Source organism: Bosea sp. NBC_00550 (assembly GCF_026020075.1).
Lineage (GTDB): Bacteria > Pseudomonadota > Alphaproteobacteria > Rhizobiales > Beijerinckiaceae > Allobosea.
In genome coordinates, this window is the sequence record NZ_CP102772.1 from 2,589,464 (window position 1) to 2,608,898 (window position 19,435).

At 65.6% G+C, this 19,435-nt stretch carries 15 protein-coding genes and 1 pseudogene; 12 read left to right on the forward strand and 4 right to left on the reverse strand.

The features are described 5' to 3' along the window. Positions 1 to 16 precede the first annotated feature (16 nt). The 5 genes from NWE53_RS12400 (at position 17) to NWE53_RS12420 (ending at position 7,799) form a co-directional block, all read left to right on the forward strand. Positions 17 to 1,645 (forward strand): thiamine pyrophosphate-requiring protein, encoded by a 1,629-nt coding sequence (locus NWE53_RS12400; protein ID WP_265054569.1) that lies wholly within the window; start codon positions 17 to 19, stop codon positions 1,643 to 1,645. Between the two features lie 4 nt (positions 1,646 to 1,649). Then, positions 1,650 to 2,822: an alpha-hydroxy acid oxidase gene (locus tag NWE53_RS12405; RefSeq protein ID WP_265054570.1), complete on the forward strand. Its 1,173-nt coding sequence runs from the start codon at positions 1,650 to 1,652 to the stop codon at positions 2,820 to 2,822. Next, on the forward strand, positions 2,812 to 4,257 hold the full coding sequence (locus tag NWE53_RS12410; RefSeq protein WP_265054571.1) for an FAD-dependent oxidoreductase: 1,446 nt from the start codon (positions 2,812 to 2,814) through the stop codon (positions 4,255 to 4,257). Before NWE53_RS12405 ends, NWE53_RS12410 begins: the two co-directional genes overlap by 11 nt. A 71-nt stretch (positions 4,258 to 4,328) precedes the next feature. Next, the gene (locus tag NWE53_RS12415; protein ID WP_265054572.1) at positions 4,329 to 5,393 is read left to right on the forward strand and encodes a threonine aldolase family protein; all 1,065 of its coding nucleotides are present in this window, start codon (positions 4,329 to 4,331) and stop codon (positions 5,391 to 5,393) included. Positions 5,394 to 5,462: 69 nt separating this feature from the next. Beyond that, complete coding sequence (locus NWE53_RS12420) at positions 5,463 to 7,799, forward strand: xanthine dehydrogenase family protein molybdopterin-binding subunit (protein WP_265054573.1); 2,337 nt, start codon at positions 5,463 to 5,465, stop codon at positions 7,797 to 7,799. A gap of 171 nt (positions 7,800 to 7,970) precedes the next feature. Here the strand turns inward: NWE53_RS12420 and NWE53_RS12425 are convergent. Further along, positions 7,971 to 8,645 (reverse strand): annotated as a pseudogene (locus NWE53_RS12425) (IS6 family transposase). 422 nt (positions 8,646 to 9,067) lie between these two features. Between NWE53_RS12425 and NWE53_RS12430 the strand changes: the two are divergent. Continuing rightward, entirely contained in the window at positions 9,068 to 9,784 is a 717-nt protein-coding gene (locus tag NWE53_RS12430) for a hypothetical protein (protein ID WP_265054574.1), read from the forward strand. An 80-nt stretch (positions 9,785 to 9,864) separates the two neighbouring features. On the opposite strand, the gene NWE53_RS12435 is transcribed toward NWE53_RS12430, so the two are convergent. The 3 genes from NWE53_RS12435 to NWE53_RS12445 all read right to left on the reverse strand — a co-directional run bounded on the left by NWE53_RS12435 (position 9,865) and on the right by NWE53_RS12445 (position 12,309). Next, positions 9,865 to 10,569 (reverse strand): IS6 family transposase, encoded by a 705-nt coding sequence (locus NWE53_RS12435; RefSeq protein WP_265054575.1) that lies wholly within the window; start codon positions 10,567 to 10,569, stop codon positions 9,865 to 9,867. A 171-nt stretch (positions 10,570 to 10,740) separates the two neighbouring features. Beyond that, complete coding sequence (locus NWE53_RS12440) at positions 10,741 to 11,163, reverse strand: nuclear transport factor 2 family protein (RefSeq protein WP_265054576.1); 423 nt, start codon at positions 11,161 to 11,163, stop codon at positions 10,741 to 10,743. A gap of 150 nt (positions 11,164 to 11,313) precedes the next feature. After that, positions 11,314 to 12,309, reverse strand: a complete 996-nt coding sequence (locus NWE53_RS12445) for a Bug family tripartite tricarboxylate transporter substrate binding protein (RefSeq protein ID WP_265054577.1) — start codon at positions 12,307 to 12,309, stop codon at positions 11,314 to 11,316. Positions 12,310 to 12,628: 319 nt separating this feature from the next. Here NWE53_RS12445 and NWE53_RS12450 point away from each other — a divergent pair, with 319 nt between their 5' ends. The 6 genes from NWE53_RS12450 to NWE53_RS12475 all read left to right on the forward strand — a co-directional run bounded on the left by NWE53_RS12450 (position 12,629) and on the right by NWE53_RS12475 (position 19,386). After that, on the forward strand, positions 12,629 to 13,123 hold the full coding sequence (locus NWE53_RS12450) for a nuclear transport factor 2 family protein (RefSeq protein ID WP_265054578.1): 495 nt from the start codon (positions 12,629 to 12,631) through the stop codon (positions 13,121 to 13,123). Between the two features lie 39 nt (positions 13,124 to 13,162). Further along, on the forward strand, positions 13,163 to 14,149 hold the full coding sequence (locus tag NWE53_RS12455; RefSeq protein ID WP_265054579.1) for a Gfo/Idh/MocA family protein: 987 nt from the start codon (positions 13,163 to 13,165) through the stop codon (positions 14,147 to 14,149). A 9-nt stretch (positions 14,150 to 14,158) separates the two neighbouring features. Beyond that, complete coding sequence (locus NWE53_RS12460; protein WP_265054580.1) at positions 14,159 to 15,913, forward strand: FAD-dependent oxidoreductase; 1,755 nt, start codon at positions 14,159 to 14,161, stop codon at positions 15,911 to 15,913. Then, complete coding sequence (locus tag NWE53_RS12465; protein ID WP_265054581.1) at positions 15,894 to 16,751, forward strand: sugar phosphate isomerase/epimerase family protein; 858 nt, start codon at positions 15,894 to 15,896, stop codon at positions 16,749 to 16,751. Before NWE53_RS12460 ends, NWE53_RS12465 begins: the two co-directional genes overlap by 20 nt. Before the next feature lie 118 nt (positions 16,752 to 16,869). Continuing rightward, positions 16,870 to 17,739: a DMT family transporter gene (locus tag NWE53_RS12470; RefSeq protein ID WP_265054582.1), complete on the forward strand. Its 870-nt coding sequence runs from the start codon at positions 16,870 to 16,872 to the stop codon at positions 17,737 to 17,739. A 132-nt stretch (positions 17,740 to 17,871) separates the two neighbouring features. Then, positions 17,872 to 19,386 (forward strand): aldehyde dehydrogenase family protein, encoded by a 1,515-nt coding sequence (locus NWE53_RS12475; RefSeq protein ID WP_442865008.1) that lies wholly within the window; start codon positions 17,872 to 17,874, stop codon positions 19,384 to 19,386. The last annotated feature ends 49 nt before the right edge of the window (positions 19,387 to 19,435 follow it).

A 19,435-nucleotide genomic window follows, 5' to 3' on the forward strand; every position in this document is an offset into this window, starting at 1 on the left:
CCGGAGTGCCAGTATCATGAACGTCGCCCAGACCATGACCTCCATCCTCAAGAAGGAAGGGGTGGAGCTGCTGTTCTGCTACCCCACGAACAAGCTGATCGACGAGGCCGCTCTGGTCGGCATCAGGCCGATCGTCGTGCGCCAGGAACGCACCGGCATGCACATGGCCGACGCCTATTCGCGCCTGTCGTCCGGACACAAGTTTGGCGTCTTCGCCATGCAGCACGGGCCGGGCATCGAGAATTCGTACGGCTCGGTTGCGCAGGCCTATGCCGACTCCGTGCCTGTGCTCGTGATCCCGCAGGGCTATCCGCAGCGCGTCGCCGGGATCAAGCCGAACTTCAACGCCGTCCAGAGCATGCGCGACATCACCAAGTCGGCCGAGCAGCTCAACCTACCCGGCGAGGTCGTCAATGTGATGCGCCGCGCGCTGAGCCAGCTTCGCAATGGCCGCGGCGGGCCCGTGCTCGTCGAGGTGCCGAACGATCTCTGGACCGCCGAGCTGGCCCAGCCGGAGGATTACGTCCCGGTCCGCAGCCATCGCACGGCCCCCGATCCCGACGACATCGCCCGCGCCGCCGAGCTGATCGGCTCCGCCCGCAATCTCGTGATCCATGCCGGCCAAGGTGTCCATTACGCCCAGGCCTGGGACGAATTGCGCGCACTGGCCGAGCGCCTCGCGTGCCCGGTCGTCACCACTCTGCCCGGCAAGAGCTCGTTCCCTGAGGATCATCCCCTCTCGCTCGGCTCCGGCGGGCTGACCTATCCGATGCCGGTCAAGTCCTTCCTCGACGAGGCCGACGTCATCCTCGGCGTCGGCTGCAGCTTCACCGAGACACTGTTCGCGGTGCCGGTGCCAAAGGGCAAGCGCATCATCCACATGACACTCGATACGGCGCATCTCAATAAGGATGTGTCAGCCGAAATCGGCCTCGTCGGCGATGCGAAGCTGGCCTTGCGGGCACTTCTGTCAGAACTGGAACGGCGCGGCTTGCAATCGGAAAAGGGCGATGCAGTTGCCGCCCGCATCCGCGACGCGCGCGAAACCTGGCTCGCCGAATGGCTACCGAAGTTGACCTCGGCGGAGACGCCGATCAATCCGTATCGCGTCGTCTGGGAGCTGATGGCGGCGACGCAAGACGAGCCAACGATCATCACCAACGACGCTGGGCGACCGCGCGACCAGCTCACACCCTTCTGGGTCGCGCGTGATCCGCTGAGCTTCATCGGCTGGGGCAAGACCACCCAGCTCGGCTACGGCCTCGGCATCGCCATGGGCGCCAAGCTTGCATGCCCGGACAAGCTCTGCATCAATGTCTGGGGCGACGCGGCGATCGGCTTTACCGGCATGGATATCGAAACCGCAGCGCGCGAGGGGATCCCGATCCTCTCGATCCTGCTCAATAACGGCGGCATGGCCACCGAGCTAAATAGCATCCCTAATGCGATCCGCCTCTACGCGGCCAACCGCATCACCGGCAATTACTGCGACATGGCGCGCGCCTTCGGCGCCTATGCCGAGCGCATCACCGACCCGGCCGAGATCCGCGGCGCGATTGAGCGCGGCATCGCCAAAACCAAGGAAGGCCAGCCGGTCCTGCTCGAATTCATCACGGCGCAGGAAACGGCGATGTCCAAGGCCTGAGGCCATGGCGCTCTCGCGCTGCTTCAACATCGAGGACGTGCGGCGCGTTGCGGCGCGCCGCCTCCCGAAGGGCCTGTTCAACTTCGTCGACCGGGCGACCGAGGACGATCTGGCGCGCGACCGGAACCGCCAGGCCTTTCGCGACCTGACCTTCCTGCCGCGCACGCTCGTCGATGTCGCCGCGCGCTCGACCGAGACCGAGCTGTTCGGCAAGCGCCACGCCATGCCGCTCGCGGTTGCGCCGGCAGGGCCTGCCGGCCTGTTCTGGTATCGTGGCGAGCTGGAGCTGGCGAAGGCCGCAGCGCGCGCTAACGTGCCCTTCACGCTCTCGACCTACTCGACCACCACCATGGCCGATATCGCCGCCACCGGCGCGACCGTGTGGCAGCAGCTCTATTTCTGGAAGGATCGCGCGCTGACCTACGGCATCGTCGATCGAGCGCGCGAACTCGGCTTCGGCGTGCTCGTCGTCACGGTCGACACGGCCGTGCTCGGCCAGCGCGAATATCTCCAGCGCGACCGGCTGATGCCGCCCTGGGGACCGACGCTGGCCTCCTGCGCTGAGATGCTGCTGCATCCGCAATGGCTGGCCGGCGTGGCACTGCGCTATCTCGCGACAGGTGGGCTGCCGCGCGTCGTCAACATGCCGCAGCCGGGCCAGGACCTCACCGCGGAGGAGATCGCCTCGCGCACCTCGCTCTGCCAGTCCGTCACATGGGACGACATCGCCCGATTGCGTGAGCGCTGGCCCCACAAGCTGCTGCTGAAGGGCATCATGCGCGAGGAGGAGGCCGAGCGCGCCTTCGCGCTCGGCTGCGACGGTGTCGTCGTCTCGAACCATGGCGGGCGCAATCTCGACAGCGCAGCCAGCACGCTCGACGCTCTGCCCCGCATTGTCGCCGCCGCGGGCGGCAAGGGCTCCGTCCTGCTCGACAGCGGCATCCGCCGCGGCAGCGACATCGCCAAGGCGCTCGCGCTCGGTGCTCATGCGGTTCTGGCCGGCCGCGCGCCGCTCTATGGCGTCGCCGCCGGAGGCGAAGCCGGCGCCTATCACGTGCTGAGCCTGCTGCAATCCGAACTCGACCGCACCATGGCGCTGACCGGCTGCCGCTCCGTGGCCGAATTGACACGGGACTTGATCGCCGAAGGGCGAACGGAGACAGACCATGGCGCGTGAGAAAGATGCCGACGTCATTGTCGTCGGCGGTGGCGCGGCGGGCGCTTGCGCCTTCCTCGAAGCCGCGACGGCGGGAGCCAGGGTCATTGGCCTCGACGCGGCCGATGGCTTCGGCGGGACGGCCCGGCTTGCCGGCGGCGGCATGTGCGTGCCGGGCACGGCCTTGCAGGCCGAACGCGGCATCTCCGATTCACCCGAACTCGCCTTCGCCGATCTGGCGGCCGGCGGGCATGATTTCGACCGCGACTGGGCCCGAACCTATTTCGAGCGCGGCCACACCGACCTGATCGACTGGCTCACCGGGCTCGGCATGACCTTCCCCGACATCAGGCATTTCGAAGGCGAGAGCGTCCCGCGTTTCCATCGCCCGCTGAACGGCGGCGCGGGCCTGATGGCGATCCTGTGGGAGCGCTTCAAGGAACGGAACCTCCAATCAGCCTGGCGTTTTGGCTGGCGGCTCACCGATCTCATCGTCGAGGACGGCAAGGTCGGCGGTGTCGTCTGCCGCGACGCCGAGGGCCGCGAGCAACGGCTCTATGCCCCGGCGGTGGTGATCGCCATCGGCGGCTTCGCCGGCAGCCTGGAGATGATCCGCCGCCATGCCCGCCGCCTCGAAGGCGTGCCGCAGATTTTGGCGGGCGGCGGCCCCGGCGCCAAGGGCGAGGCCATCGCGCTCCTGCAGCGCCACCGCGTGCGCTTCGGCTATCTCGATGATCTCTATTGCTACGCCACCGGCGTGCCCGATTATCGCGATCCGACCGGCGAGCGCGGCATCGTCTTCCGCGGCAAGACGGGCTGGCTCTGGCTCAACCGCAACGGCGAGCGCTTCCACGACGAAAGCCAGTCGACCAGCGGCAATCTCTCGGTTCCGCGCCTGCTCGCACAGCCTGAGGCAACGGGCTGGGCGATCTTCGACGAGGCGATGTTGCCTGGCATAGGGGTCGACGACCACCACGTCCCGCCGGGCTCGGAAACCGGCAACGAGGCGGCCAGGCGCCATATCGCCCACTCCTCCTGGGTCTCACGAGCCGACACGCTCGACGAGCTCTTCCGTAGCGCCGGCATCGACGCAGAGGGCGCCGCACGCACCGTCGCGCAATGGAACGGCTGGCTTGCCAGCGGGCTGGCGCGCGACCCCGTCACCGACCGCCCCCTCGCCGGTCTTCCGCCATTAGCCAAACCACCCTTCTACGCGGTCCGCTTCGTCCCGATCGGCCGCAAGTCGATGGGCGGCGTGCAGACCGACCGGGACTGCCGCGTCCTGCTGGAAACGGGCGATACCCTGCCCGGCCTCTACGCGGCCGGCGAGGTCGCGGGCATGGCCGGCGGCCATATCGGCGGCATCAAGCCGCTCGAGGGCATGATGGTCGGGCCGAGCTGCTTCAGCGGCCGCATTGCCGGACGCGAAGCAGCGGGTTTCGCCGTGACTGCCTGACGGTCCACTCTTCCCCGGTAATCGTCGCCTTTCGCCCGCGGCGAACCCTTCCTCCGCCTCCGGAGACCAGCATGACCGGCCATCGCTTCATTGAGCTCTACAGCGACACCAAATCGCTCCCGACCGAGGCGATGCGCCGCTTCATGATGGCGGCGCCCCTCGGCGACGAGCAAAAGGACGAGGACAAGACCACGCTTTCCCTGTGCGAGCGCGTCGCCGCGATGCTCGGCCAGGAGGCCGCCGTCTTCCTGCCTTCCGGCACGATGTGCAACGAGATCGCGATCGCCGTGCATTGCCGCCCCGGCGAGGAGGTGATCTGCGACGCCACCGCGCATATCGTGAATTTCGAAACGGGCGGGCCCAGCGCACTCTCCGGCGTGATGATCCGCACGCTCGACGGCGAGCGCGGCATCTTCACGGCCGATGCGTTGCGCCAGGCCATCCGCCCGGAGAGTCGTTACGCGCCGCGCTCGCGCCTCGTCTGCGTCGAGCAGACCGCCAATCTCGGTGGCGGCGCGGTCTGGCCGCTCTCCGTCATTCGCGAAGTGGCGGAGACCGCCCGGCAGGCCGGCCTCTCGCTCCATCTCGACGGCGCACGCCTGCTCAACGCGGTGGTGGAGAGCAAGGTGTCAGCGGCGGCCCATGCCAGCCCCTTCGACTCCGCCTGGCTGGACCTGACCAAGGGGCTGGGCTGCCCGGTCGGTGCGGTGCTGGCCGGATCGCGTGACTTCATCCGTGAGGCCTGGCGCCTGAAGCAGCGCTGGGGCGGGGCTATGCGTCAGTCGGGCATCCTCGCTGCCGCCGGTCTCTACGCCCTCGACCACCATGTCGAGAGGCTGGCAGAGGACCATGCCAATGCCCACCGGCTCGGCGCCGGGCTTGCCGCGATTCCGGGCATCCGCCTCGAACACGAACGCATCGAGACGAACATCCTCTATTTCGACATCGCCGGAACCGGCGTCACTGCCGAGGCCCTGGTCGGGGCACTGAAGGTGGCCGGTGTCGGCATGGGCGCCTTCGGCACGCATCGTATCCGGGCGGTGACGCATATCGGGGTCACGACGGCCGACATCGATGCGTGCCTCAACATCTTTCGCAATGTGCTGTCCGAGCTGTCCATGAAGCGCGCCGGCTGACATCCCGACCCGAAACGTGCAGAGCGGTTTCCGGAACGAACTGACGCAAACTCGAAAAGTCGTCGCCTGATGCCTGCAAAGCCTTCCACCCCCGCGACGGCGCCGATCCCGGCTCCTGCGGACCCGCGCTCACTGCGTCGCTTCGAGGATGAGCGCTTCCTGACGGGGCAGGGCCGCTATCTGGGTGATGACGAGGTCCGTGGCGCGCTGCATGCCATGGTGCTGCGCTCACCCCATGCCCATGCCGAGATCCTGTCGATCGATGCCGCGGCCGCACGAAACCTGCCGGGCGTTCACGCCGTCTATGCCGCAGCCGATATTGCCGAGCTCGGCCCCCTGCCCTGCTCGCTGGCGGTGATCGGCGAGGCGCCGCTGATCGTGCCGCCCCGCTTGCCGCTCGCCGATGAGCGCGTGCGCCATGTCGGCGACCCCGTCGCCTTCGTCGTGGCCGACAGCGTCGATCTTGCCCGCGAGGCCTGCGAGCTGATCGCCGTCGACTACGACATCCTGCCCTCGGTCACCGAGCTCGCCGCAGCAGTGGAACCCGGCGCGCCGGAAATCTGGTCGCAGGCGCCCGGTAACCTCGCCCTGCGCTATCGGCTCGGCGACGAGGCGGCCGTTGCCGCGGCCTTCGAGCAGGCCGCCCATATCGTGAGCTGCCGGGTCGTCAACAACCGAATCGTGGCGGCCGCGCTCGAGCCGCGGGTGGCGCTCGGGCGTTTCGACAAGGCGAGCGGCCGCTACCGCCTGTCCTTGAGCGGAGCCTCGGTGCACGACATCCGCCGCGAACTGGCGGCAGTGCTGCATATCGCCTCCGAGCGGATCGACGTCGCCTGTCCCGATGTCGGCGGCGGCTTCGGCATGAAGAACGTCACCTATCCGGAATATGCGCTGGTGCTCGTCGCCGCCCAGCGCCTCGGCCGGCCAGTGCGTTGGCTCGCCGAGCGCATCGAGGATTTTTCCAGCGGCGTCCACGCCCGCGACAACCTGACGACCGGCCGGCTCGCGCTGGATGCGAAGGGCCGTTTCCTGGCTCTAAAGGTCGAAACCGTCGCCAATCTCGGCGCCTATGTCTCCTCGCTGGGACCGGGCAGTGCCACCACGGCGCCGACGCCCGCTTTCGGGGGCCTCTACGACATCCCCACGATGACGGTCGATGTCCGTTGCGTCTTCACCAATACCGTGCCGATCGACGCCTATCGCGGCGCCGGCAAGCCGGAGGCGAACTACCTGATCGAGAGGCTGGTGGACGAAGCCGCTCATCGCCTGCGGATTGACCCCGCGACCCTGCGCAAGCGCAATTTCATCCGCCGCTTTCCCTATCAGAAGCCCTTCGGGGCCGTGCTCGATTGTGGGACCTTCGGTCCCAACCTCGACCGTGTCCTGGCCGAGGTCGACCGTGCCGGATTCCGCCAGCGGCGGGCGCAGTCGCGCCGGCGCGGCAAGCTGCGCGGCTTCGGCATCGGCTGCTTCCTGGAAACCTCTCGCGGGTCTCCGAACGAGGACGCGTGGCTGACGGCTCACGCTGATGGCGCCATCGCCATGGCGGTGGGCACCCAGTCGAACGGACAAGGTCACGAAACGAGCTTCGCGCAGCTCCTGTCGAGCGAGCTCGGGCTGCCCGTGGAGCGCTTCCGCCTGGTCCAGGGCGATACGGCGCTCGTCCCCAGCGGCGGCGGCCATGGCGGCGCCCGCTCGCTGCATCTGGGCGGCGGCGCTCTCGTCCTGGCGGCGCGGGCGCTGGTCGCGACTGCCAAGCCGGTCGCGGCCGAGCTCCTTCAAAGCCAGCCGGAGGCCGTCACGTTCCGTGACGGTCGCTTCCACGCTCCCGGCGCGGGCGAGGTCGACCTCGCGACCGTCGCGCGCCATGTCGCGGACACGACCGGCAAGCCGCTCGCGAGCCATGGCGCCCGTCGGAACGTGCCCTACACCTTCCCGAACGGTGCGCAGGCCGCCGAGGTCGAGGTCGATCCGGAAACCGGCGAAGTAAGCCTGCTGCGCTACGTCGCCGTCGACGACTACGGCTCGCTGGTGAACCCGTTGCTGACCGAGGCGCAGGTCCATGGCGGGCTGGCGCAAGGCATCGGCCAGGCGCTGATGGAGGAAGCCCGCTACGACCCCGATGGCGGCCAGCTGCTGAGCGCGACCTTCATGGACTACGCGATGCCGCGCGCCATGGATCTGCCGACCTTCGAGATCTCGATGGTCGAGCTGCCGACGCAGGCCAACCCGCTCGGTGCCAAGGGCGTGGGCCAGGCCGGCTGTATCGGCGCGCCCCAGACCGTGATCCACGCCATCCTCGATGCGCTACGCCCGCTCGGCGTCACGCATCTCGACATGCCCGCCACACCCTCCCGCGTCTGGCATGCGATCCGGGAGGCACAGAAGGCTCAGAGGAAGGATTGAGGGGCCAGCGCTAGAACGCGCCGGCTTTCAGGACATCAGAGCGACGCCAGCTATGCCTGCGGCTGGCTCATCAGCGCATCGCGGAGCCGAAGCAATTCCTCGCAGACCGCTTCGAGCGGCATTGTCACGGGAACCGCGACGAGCCAGGATTTGGCCCTGAGCAAAGCCGACTTACGCGGCGGCCGTCGCGTTTTGCCACTGCTGCGCGGCCGCGGCTCGAAAGAGGCGCAGCGTTGCTCGGGAGATCAGATGGCGCTCGAGGTTGAAGAGATTGTGGACGGCGCATGGACGGGCTGCGCCGACATCGGCGACTTGAAGCGCTGCATCTTGCGCTCTTGTCGTAGGATCACCTGGTGTGAGTTCTCAGCCCGACTGTTGCGGCGCAGGCCCTGCTCTTGGCGCGCCGAGAGCCCCAGCTCGCGCCGTGCCGCGCCGTAGGATCGCAACTTGTCCGTCACCAGAACCTTGGGAGCAAAGCCATGCTTTTTGAGCAGTTTGCGCATCAGCCGTAAGGCAGCACCCTTGTCCCGTCTCGATTGCACCAGCATGTCGAGGATCTCGCCCTCGCTGTCGACGCTCGCCATAGATACAGGTGCCGGACCTGAATGCGGATCACCATCTCGTCGAGGTGCCAGGTGTCTGCCGGCCGCGGCCGCAGCCGGCGCAGGTTGCGGGCATAGCTGCAGCCAAATTTGAGGACCCATCGCCGGATCGTCTTGTACGAAATGTCGAGGCCGCGCTCCGCCAGCAACTCCTCGACATCGCGGTATGAACCGCAGATGGAGCCCCACGGCGTGCCGATAATCTCAGGCGGGAACTGTGACGGGCGTAAGAAATCGGCTGCATGCCCCCTGCCCTAATTGGCCAGGTTCAAATCGCCCATTCCCGTGACAATGCCCTCCGAGCGCCCGCAGGCCCGGGCAACAGGTCTCTCTCTGTCGGGAGAATTGCCTTCAATGCCGGATCAAGACAAGTATCTGGGTAAAGGGCAAGCCCATGCGGGAGGCAAAGATGGGTCGGGGCGGCGAATGGCCACGGTGAAATTCGCCGCACGGTACCGATGCCCCGAAGCTAGCGGTGGCAGCGCCGACCAAACAAGTCGGCTCTCGCCTCGAACCCTTCTAGTTGGGGAAACCCGCTTCCACCTCTTTGGGTCTTCGTGACCGGGTTGATGACGTAAAGTCAACAACTGTGCCCGAACCTGAAGACGTTCGAGGGACCCGAGTGGTCACAACGACCCGCTAACCGCGAAATCCTTGGGGTAGAAGATGAGAAAGCCCGATATTGCCGCCCCTACACCGACATTGCTCTTGCGGCGGGCCGTATCTTGGTGGCTTACACAGGTGAAGCACGCGCTTCCGCCGACGATATTCTTCCTCTTCGGCTTCAATCTGATCCTATGGACCAAACGTCTAATCCTGCAGGAGCACGGCGTCGAGTTCAGTGGCTTCTTCACCGCGATATTTGCGGCGTTGCTGGTCGGAAAAGCCGTTTTGGTAACCGACAACCTGCCGTTTATGCGCCGTTTCGACGGTGCGCCAATGATCCAGCCCATCTTGTTCAAGAGCGCGATATACTGGGTGTGCGTACTGATCGTGCGACTGGCCGAGGAGGTCGTCCATTTCGTCGCTGCAGGGGGCGCAATCACCGCTTTCGGTGACCATTTCGTGAATCACTTTTCGCTGCCGCGCTTTTTGTCAATTCAGATATGGCTGATGGTCCTTTTCCTCGCCTACGTCACGATTCACGAACTTAACCAGCTCATCGGCGACGGTGAACTATATCGCCTGTTCTTCCGCTGGCGCTCGTCCGAAGCCAAACTCACCCGCCGTCAACGCATTCGCCTGCTTACACGTCTCAACCGGCTCACTGAAGCAAATCCAATCGAGGCGTTCAGTGATCGGACTTCGCCTGTTCACACTGAGCTAGTCACCATACTCCACGAACTCGCTTCGCCGCCCGCTCCTTCGGCGAGGCACGCGTGACTGCGGCACGGCTGGCGGGCAAAACAGAACCGGCTTCGGCATTGTCACGGGAACCTCGACGAGCCGGATTTCGCCCTGTGCTACGCCGTGCTTACGCAGGGGCGGTCGTGTTTTGCCACTGCTGCGACCGCAACTCGAAAGAGGAGCAGCGTCGCTCGAAAGATCAGATTGCGCTCGAGGTTGAAGAGATTGTGGACGGCGGCATGTACGGAGAGAAAGCGCTGCGCCGACATCGGCGACTTGAAGCGCTGCATCTTGCGCTCTCGTCGTCGGATCACCTGGTGTGAGTTCTCAGCCCGATTGTTGCGACGCATGCCCTGCTCATGGCGCGCCGAGAGCCCCAGCTCTCGCCGGGCCGCGCCGTAGGATCGCAGCTTGTCTGTCACCAGAACCTTGGGAGCAAAGCCAAGCTTTTTGAGCAGTTTGCGCATCAGCCGTAAGGCAGCACCCTTATCCCGTCGCGATTGTACCAGCATGTCGAGGATCTCGCCCTCGCTGTCGACGGCTCGCCATAGATACAGGTGCCGGCCCTGAATGCGGATCACCATTTCGTCGAGGTGCCAGGTGTCTGCCGGTTGCGGCCGCAGCCGGCGCAGGTTGCGGGCATAGCTGCAGCCAAATTTGAGCACCCATCGCCGGATCGTCTCGTACGAGATGTCGAGGCCGCGCTTCGCCAGAAGCTCCTCGACATCGCGATAGCTTAAGGTGAACCGCAGGTAGAGCCACACGGCGTGCCCGATCATCTCGGGCGGGAACTGGTGACGGGCGTAGGAAATCGGCTGCATGCCACTATCCTACCGTGGCAGGCTCAGATCGCCATTCCCGTGACAATGCCCATCGCGCTCCTTGTCAGCGCGTCCGACCCGCCCCGGTGTTCAAGCCCCAAGCACGCCTGAAATTGTCGCGCTGCGCTTCAGCTTCACGCCCCGTCGGCCTCTGGCGCACAATTCCCCCGACTAGTCGGACTGCTGGGCGATCACTGACATTCTCCGCTCCATGATTAACCAGTGTCCCAGCGCCTTGGTTAGAAGATCCTCGCAGCGGGCGACCGTGTGCGGGGTGGTCGTCTGGAAGGGAAACTGGCCATCCTCGTCAAAGCGGTAGACCAAGATGCAGGAGTGCGCCCGGGCAATCATATCGTCGCCGATTTCGACTTGCAGGTTAGTCAGCAAATGGAGAGTCGTGCGGTTGCTTGGTCGGGCCGCAAGGCGCTCGCGGATTTCCGCATGACCACGCGCCACTCCCTTGCTCGACCAACAACAATCCGGAGTCGTCAGAGCTATCAGGTCATCGTAGCGGCGCTGATCGAGATAGGTGGCGAATGACGTCAAGACACGGCTGCACTCGATCTCCTCTCGCATAGTATTACCGTCGCGCATCGCTCGCTCTCAACCCGAGTTCAAACCAGCCGGCCTGCCGCCGATTCCAGCTAACCTCGTCGCCTCCAACCTCCGGCAGCATCACGCTTCACCACGAGTCGAACCGCACCGGGCGCTCGGACAGCTTACTACAAGCGCCGCACCACCGCGTCAGTCGATACGGATGTCGCCGCGCTTGGCGACGTCGGCCATAACGGCGTAGTCCACCTTCATGCGCTCGATTAGCGCCTCCGGCGTACCCGGGGTGGTGAAGAGCCCGCTAGCGGCGAGACCGGACACAACCTCGGGCTTGGCCAGCGCAACTTGCAGAACCTGGCTGAGCTGCTGCACGATCTCGGCAGGCATCCCCTTAGGCCCATGCAGAGCCACCCAGTTCGTGATGTTCTGCATGCCTGGGATGCCGAGTTCGACCGATGTGGGCAGATCGGGAAAGAGCGCATCGCGCTTTTCGCTCGCGACAAACAGGCCGTTCAGCATGCCGGAGCGGATGTGCTGCCCGAGAACAGCGCCTCCGCCGATACCGAGTTGGGTTTGATTGGAGAGAAGTTCGTTGGCTCGCATTCCGGCATTCGCATATTGGACCGCAACCATCCGCGTCCCCGTGTTCAGGCAGAATAATGCACCGGAGAGATGAATGTTGCCCCCGATTCCCGTCGCCCCATACCGGAATTTTCCGGGCTGCTGCTGCAGGAGCGCGACGAACTCGGCATAGTTCTTCGCCGGCACGTCCTTGTGGATAGCGTAGATAAAGCCGCCATCGCAGGCCATGCCGACATGGGTCAAGTCGTTGATGAGATGGGTAGGCTTGGTCGCGCTGGCGACATGGACCGCGAGCGCAGCCGAGCTCGAAACCAGTAGCGTATGGCCGTCCGGTTTGGCGTTCGCGACGAGCCCGGCGGCAAGCGTCGTTGCTGCGCCGGGTCGGTTTTCGACGAGGACGGGCTGGCCCAGCATGTCCCTGAAGGTGGGCGAGAGCAGCCGCGCGACCAGATCGACCGTACCAGCCGCAGCCGTCCCGACGAAGAGACGCACGGGCTGCGTCGCATAGCTTGCCGCCTTGGCCAGGTTTGGCTTGGCCAGTAGCCCAAGCGCTCCACCGGCTGACGCCCCCAGCAGGCTGCGTCGGGTCACCGTGAATTTGGTCATGAAAGCCCTCCCCTCGGCTGGTTTTTTCTCTGCAGCGCACCGGTCGAGCCAAGCGCCGGAGCCAGCAAACTAGCGAAGGGCTGAAGGGAGCGAAAAGACCGCTTTCCTACTGGAGATCAAACGAAAGCTTCTCGCCGACGGGCAAGCGCTGCTTCGCGACAAGCCATAGTCGGCCAACATCTCAAGCAGTCGCAGTTCATCTTGGACGGAAACAAAATCCGGCTGCTATCGAGAAGGCCAAGCAGCCGCCGGGATATCCGATGTCGGCACGAAACGGCGCGCTTCACAATGATGCGCCAACAGCTATCGGGAGGCGGCCATGAACTGGGGTTTCGTTCCAGTGGAAGACGAGCGCCATATCCTGCGGCTTTATGCGCTGTATTGCCATTACTTCAATCATGGCGAGGCCGAGAACTGGGCAGCGCTATTTGCCGAAGATGGCGCGTTTACGAGGCTCAATACGGGCGCAAAGCAACACGGCAACTTCGGCAATCCGGCAGGCACGGTGTCGGGTCGCGGTAATCTCGTTGCGATGGCGGAGGGCCGTCGCGATATGTTCAAGGGCCTCGTTCGGCATCAACAGACGGACATGGTGATCGAGCCCGGGCGGGACCGTGATCACGCCATTGGGAAATCCTTCATCCTTGTCACCGACTGGCGCGAAGGGCCGGGCCGGCTAGCTGCCGTCGGCGATTGCGCCACCGAATTCGTCCGCACCGAGGCAGGTTGGCGCTTCCTCTCTATCACGCTGGCGACACTGCCGCGCATGGCGCCGACGCCGGCGCACGACGAGCCGGCTGCAGCTACGCGCTGATGCCTGTCGCACAACCCATTTCGCAGGAGGATCAACCCCATGAAATTTGCAGTCTTCGGATCGCTTGGATGGGCAGGCTCGCGCCATGTCGAAGCCCTCACGAAAATGGGGCATGAGATCGTCGCCCTCGTCGACCCCGGCGCCGGCTGCGCCGCACAAGCAGCGGCAATCGGCGCCCTCGCCCTCGCCTCCATAGATGATCTCGATCTAGACAGCATCGAGGCCGCCACTCTGGCCTTGCCGCCACATCTGCACCCGGCCTTGACCGAACGCCTCGCCAAGGCCGGAAAACATGTCATGTGCGAGAAGCCGATGGCTTCCGACAGCACGGAGGCTCGGCGGTTGGCCGATTTTGCGGCTTCGGTTCCGGTGACAATCATGCCGGGGTATCTGCTGCGCTGTAACCCCCATATCCGTGGGTTTCTCGACGCTCTGCGCGACCTCGGCAACATCCGCCGGGTGCATCTCTCCACCAATGTCCGCAAGCCCTCCATGGCAGGCTGGCGCAGCGAACCCGTGATCGGCGGCGCCCTTCTGGTCAACGCCATCCACCAACTCGATCTCGCGACCTGGTTCGTCGGGGAGAGTCTGACCCCGCGCATGGCTCAGCTCGACAACGTCCATTTCGACGCCCCGACCGAGGACACCTTCTTCACCTCGCTGGTGTCGCCATCCGGCGTGACGGCCAGCGTGTTCAGCTCCTGGTCGCCCTACCCCCCCGTCTGCGACGACGGCCTGATGATCACCGATGCCGGCCGGCTGCGGATCGAGGCGGAAACCGATCGTGGCGCGATCATCCTGACCGCGACGGGCTACCGTGTGAACGGCGAGGATGTCGCCTTGCTCGATGTCGTCGGTGTCAACCAATTCGTTCGGGAACTCGAGCATTTTGTCGATGCGATCGAAACCGGTACGCCGCTGTGGGTCACGCCAGAGGATAATTTCAACGTCCAGAAGCTGATCGAGGACTGTCGGGCAGTCGCAATCCCGCCCGCCGGGCGTGTCCAGTCGCGGCAGGCTGCCTGACCACGCGCCATGTCCAAGCGGAACCAGCCCGAACTGCCGGAGGAGGCCGATGTCGTCGTCGTCGGCTCCGGTGCAGCAGCGCTAGCGGCCGCGGCGGCGCTTAGTATCAAGGGACTTGACGTCATCATTCTGGAGAAGGCCGACTGCTTTGGCGGCACCACGGCCTTCTCCGGCGCGGCGATGTATCTGCCACTCACGAAGAAAGCAGCCGCCGCCGGTGTGCACGACTCCCGTGAAGATGTGCTGCGCTATCTCGACAACGTCGTCGGGACTGCGGCGCCAGCCGATCTGCGGGTCGCTTTCGTTGACCATGCCGACGAGGCGCTCCGCTTCTTCGAGGACAACACCCATCTGCGCTACACGCTGCGCGGCCTGGCGCCGGATTACCATCCCGAGAAGGACGGCGCCGTCGAGGCGAGCCGGGTTCTCGATGTCTGCGAGTTCGACGGCCGGCGCCTTGGGCTGCACTTCAAGGAGCTGCGCGCGCCTCTCGCAACCCATCTCGTCTTTGGCGGGATGATGGTCAACCGCCAGGATGTGCAGACGCTGCTGCAGTTCGGCCGCAACGCCGCTGCGACCTGGCGCGGCACCAAGCTGATTGCGCGCTATGCCCGCGACCGGCTGCGCTGGCCGCGCGGCACGCGCCTCGTCGTCGGCAGTGCTCTGGTGGCGCGTCTCGCCGCGACAGTGCTCGAGCGCGGCGTCTCGCTGTTCCTGAATTCGCCCGTCACCGGTCTTGTGCGAGATCCCGCGTCGGGACGCGTCGACGGCGTTGTCGTGACGCAGCCGGATGGCAGCCACCGCCGCATCGTCGCGCGCCAGGCCGTGGTAATGGCGACCGGCGGCTTCGCGCGCAACGAGGCGATGAGCGCGGCCGAGCGCCGATCCGGCAGCTCGCCGCACCAGAGCATGCTGCCTGCGACCAATCGCGGCGACGGCATCGCTGTTGCGCGATCAATCGGTGGAGCATTCGGGCCCGAGGCGGCCGGCTCGTTCTTCTGGACACCCGTCTCGCTACGCCACGACCGTGACGGCGACATCACTCCGTTTGCGCATCTGACGCTGGATCGGGCAAAGCCCGGCATCATCGCCATCGATCGCGAGGGGAAGCGCTTCACCAACGAGGCGGATTCCTATCATCGCTTCGGACAGGCGCTTCAAAGCCTGAAACCCCTGCTGCAGAATGGCCCGCTTGCCTGGCTGATCTGCGACGCCCTCGCATTGCGCCGCTATGGGCTCGGCTTGGCCCGGCCTTTTCCGGCGCATCGCGCCAATCGCGCGCTGATCGCATCCGGTTACCTGTTCCAGGCTCCGACCCTGGAGGCACTCGCAGAACGCCTCGGCATCTCGCCCAGTGCGCTGGCCGATACGGTCGCACGCTGTAATCGCTTCGCCGCGACCGGCCGCGACGAGGATTTCGGCAAGGGAAGTTCGCGCCACAATACCGCGTTGGGCGATCCCGGCGTGGCCCCGAACCCGTGCCTTGCCCCACTCAGTGCCGGCCCATTCTATGCCGTGGCGCTCTATAGTGGCGATCTCGGCACCGCCCGCGGCCTCTGCTCCGATACCAGCGCACGCGTGTTAGACGATGCCGGTCAACCGATCGCCGGCCTCTATGCCGTCGGCAACGACATGCAGTCGATCATGGGCGGCACCTATCCGGGCCCCGGCATCACCCTCGGCCCGGCTTTGGTCTTTGCCTATCTCGCCGCCAGCGACATCGCGGAGCGCGCGGCGGCCGCGAATGCACGCCAACAAGGATAAGCCGATGAATCGTCGCGACATCTCGCTCGCCCAGCTCGGCATGAACGATGCCGGGCCGGTCGCCCTGATCGAAGCGGCAGCGTCTGCCGGGTTCGGCTCCGTCGGTCTGCCGCTGCGCTCGGGCGCGCTCAGGCCGCTGAAGTTCGAGATCGTTGACGATCCGGCGATGGTCACCGCGATCGAACGCGCCTGCAAAGCCACCGGCGTCGGAATCTTCGACGTGGAATCGCTCGTGCTCGGCCATGAGCCGCCCGATGATGCGCTGCGCCGCACATTCGAGATCGCGGCGAGGATCGGCGCGTCGCGCATGTCATGCCTCGGCTACGAACCGGCGATCGGCCCGGGCCGAATGCAGGACGGTGAGACGGCTGAAAGGTTTGCCGCGCTTTGCGCCGTGGCCGCAGAGTTCGATCTGCTGATCGGGATCGAATTCATGCTGTTCCGCTCGATCCGCACTCTTGGTGACGCAGTCTCAGTAATCGAGGCAGCCGGTGCGCCGAATGCCCGCATCATCCTGGACGCACTGCATGTCCATCGCTCGGGCGCGACGGTAGCCGATGTGGCCGCCCTACCTGCAGGAATCGTCTCTCACCTTCAGCTATGCGACGCCGCCGCATCCGCGCCGCTGCCGGAACAGCTCGTCGACGAGGCGCGCAGCGAACGTCTGCTTCCTGGCGACGGCGTGATTCCGCTCTTAGGTCTCATCGCGGCGTTGCCTGCCGGCACGCCGCTCTCCCTCGAAATCCCCGTAGCGGCGAATGCCCACCTGCCGGTGGCCGAGCGCGCCCGGCGCGGCATGGCATCGCTCGGGTGGCTGATCGCAGAACACACCCTCTGACAAGGCCTGCGAGGCTGCGGGGCTTTCCGAGTCGTGACGATGAGAGGCAGAAGCCGCGCCTTGGCACCACCCTGTGCGGAGCGATCCTTGTTGCGGCTCTGCACCCGGCGCAATCGGCATGAGCGCCTCCCCAATCACGCGCGGGCTGCTGATAGCGCTCACGGCGCAGGCGATCTTCACTATCAACGACACATGCGCCAAGCTGCTGACGGTGAAATATTTAGTTTTCCAGATCATTTCGATGCAGGCGCTCGTTGCGGGCGTCATCGTCATCAGTGCACTGCTTGCGACCGGACAGTTCAAGCTATCCAGCATCAACAGCCCGCGCCGCCTGGCAACACGCGGGCTGCTTGCGGGCGTGGGCGCACTGACCAACATCTATGCCTTCTCCGTGCTGCCGTTGGCGGATGTCTACGCAATCATCTTCTGCACACCGCTGATCGTGACGGCGGTCTCGGCGCCCCTTCTGGGCGAACGCATCGACCGCGCCCGCTGGATCGCGGTGATCATAGGTTTCTGCGGCATGGTCATCATGGTCCGGCCCGGCGGCTCACCCTTGTCGCTGGGGCATGCCGCCGCGCTTTTGAGCGCCTGCATCAGCGCCTGCGTCGTACTGCTTTTGCGCACCATCGCCGGGCAGGAGCCGCGCCTCATGATGGTCGCGGCGGTCGTGGCGGCCCATTTCATCGTCGGCCTGCCCGTCGCGCTGTTCATCGGACGGCTGCCGGATCTGGTGGACCTCGCGATCATCCTATTGTCGGGAGCGTCGATGGCTGCCGGCCAATTCCTGATGGTCGAGGCGCTGAGGCTCGCGCCTGCGGCTACTGTCGCACCAATCCAGTACACCAAACTGGTCTGGGGTCTCATCGTCGGCGCGCTGCTCTTCGGCGACCAGCCCAAACCGCATGTCTTGCTGGGAACCGCGATCGTCGTCGCCACCGTTCTCTATCTCCTGCGACGTGCGCCGCCGCGCCGCAGGGATCTGTGACGCCCTTCGCAAGCCGGCGTGCAGGTCTCGAACAAAATGCGTCTGACAGGCAGACGAAGGTGATTTTGGACGATTCCGGAAGGAGCGCCTAAGCCGCCTGACATAGCAATCTTCTCCGGGAGGGGCTCCGCCTTGGCCAGCAGCACACCAGTCAAACTCTCCAGCGCGGCAAGCGAGAGCCTGCCGACAGCCGCGACGCTGCCGGCGCAGCGTGGGATTTTCCATGGCGGCGCGTGGCATCGGCCCGCCTCCGGCCGGACCTTCGAGGTGACGAGCCCGGGCAGCGGTGAATCGCTTGGACATTGCGCCGATGCCGATACGAACGACGTGGATGCCGCCGTCCGCTCGGCACGCGAGGCCTTTCCGGGCTGGCGCGACACCCCTCCGCTCGCACGGGCCAAGCTGTTGCGCCGGTTTGCCCAGATCGTCCGTGACAACGCCAGGGAACTCGCTTTGCTGGATGCAGTCGATTGCGGCAACCCGGCTCGCGCAATGGTCGGCGATGCCGACATCGCCTCGGCCCAGATCGATTTTTTCGCGGGCCTGGTGACGGAGATGAAGGGAGCCTCAATCCCGATGGGGCCGGATCGCTTCAACGTCTCGATCCGGCAGCCGCTCGGCGTGGTCGGCCGCATCATCCCCTTCAACCATCCCTTCATGTTCGCGGCCGGCAAATCCGCCGCACCGCTAGCGGCGGGAAATACGATCGTGGTCAAGCCGCCAGAGCAGGCACCGCTCTCGGCGCTGAGATTGGCGGAACTCGTCGAAAACCTGTTTCCGCCCGGCGTGTTCAACGTCGTCACCGGCGGACGCGACGCCGGGGCGGCGCTGGTGGCCCATCCTGATGTCGCCAAGATCGCGCTGATCGGCAGTGTCGGGGCCGGACGGGCCGTGATGCGGGGCGCAGCCGAACGCGTGAAGCCCGTCCTGCTCGAACTCGGGGGCAAGAACGCGCTGATCGCCTTCGCCGATGCCGACCCCGCCCAGGTCGCGGATGCGATGATCGCAGGGATGAACTTCGCCTGGTGCGGTCAGTCCTGCGGTTCGACCAGCCGGGCCTTCCTGCATGAGAGCCTGCATGACGCCGTGCTGGCCGAGCTGATCGAGCGGATTGTCGCCTTCAAGCCTGGCAGGCCCGATGACTGGAGCACGACCATGGGGGCGATCGCCAGCAGAGCTCAATACGAGCGTATCCTCGGCTTCATTGAGACCGCCAAAGCCGAAGGGGCCAGGCTGGTTTATGGCGGAGGCCGCCCCGATTCGAGTGAGCTCGCCGCCGGGCTTTTCATCGAACCGACCGTTTTCGCCGATGTCACGCCAGAGATGACGATCGCACGCGAGGAGATCTTCGGACCGGTACTCTCTGTGCTCCGCTGGAGCGACGAGGCCAGAATGATGGCGGAGGTCAACGCGGTCGAGGTCGGCCTGACCTGTTCGATCTGGACCAACGATCTCAATGCCGCAATGCGGACAGCAACCGCCACGGAGGCCGGTTTCGTTTGGGTGAACGAGGTCAGCCGGCACTTTCTCGGCGCGCCGTTCGGCGGCGTGAAGCAATCCGGCCTCGGGCGCGAGGAGTGTCTGGAGGAACTCATGTCATTCACCCAGGAAAAGAACATCCACATCCGCTTTTCGACGCAAAGCTGAAACTCCGTTGGGGATGCGGGGGGACATTGCGGGTTTCGCCCCCCGCTCC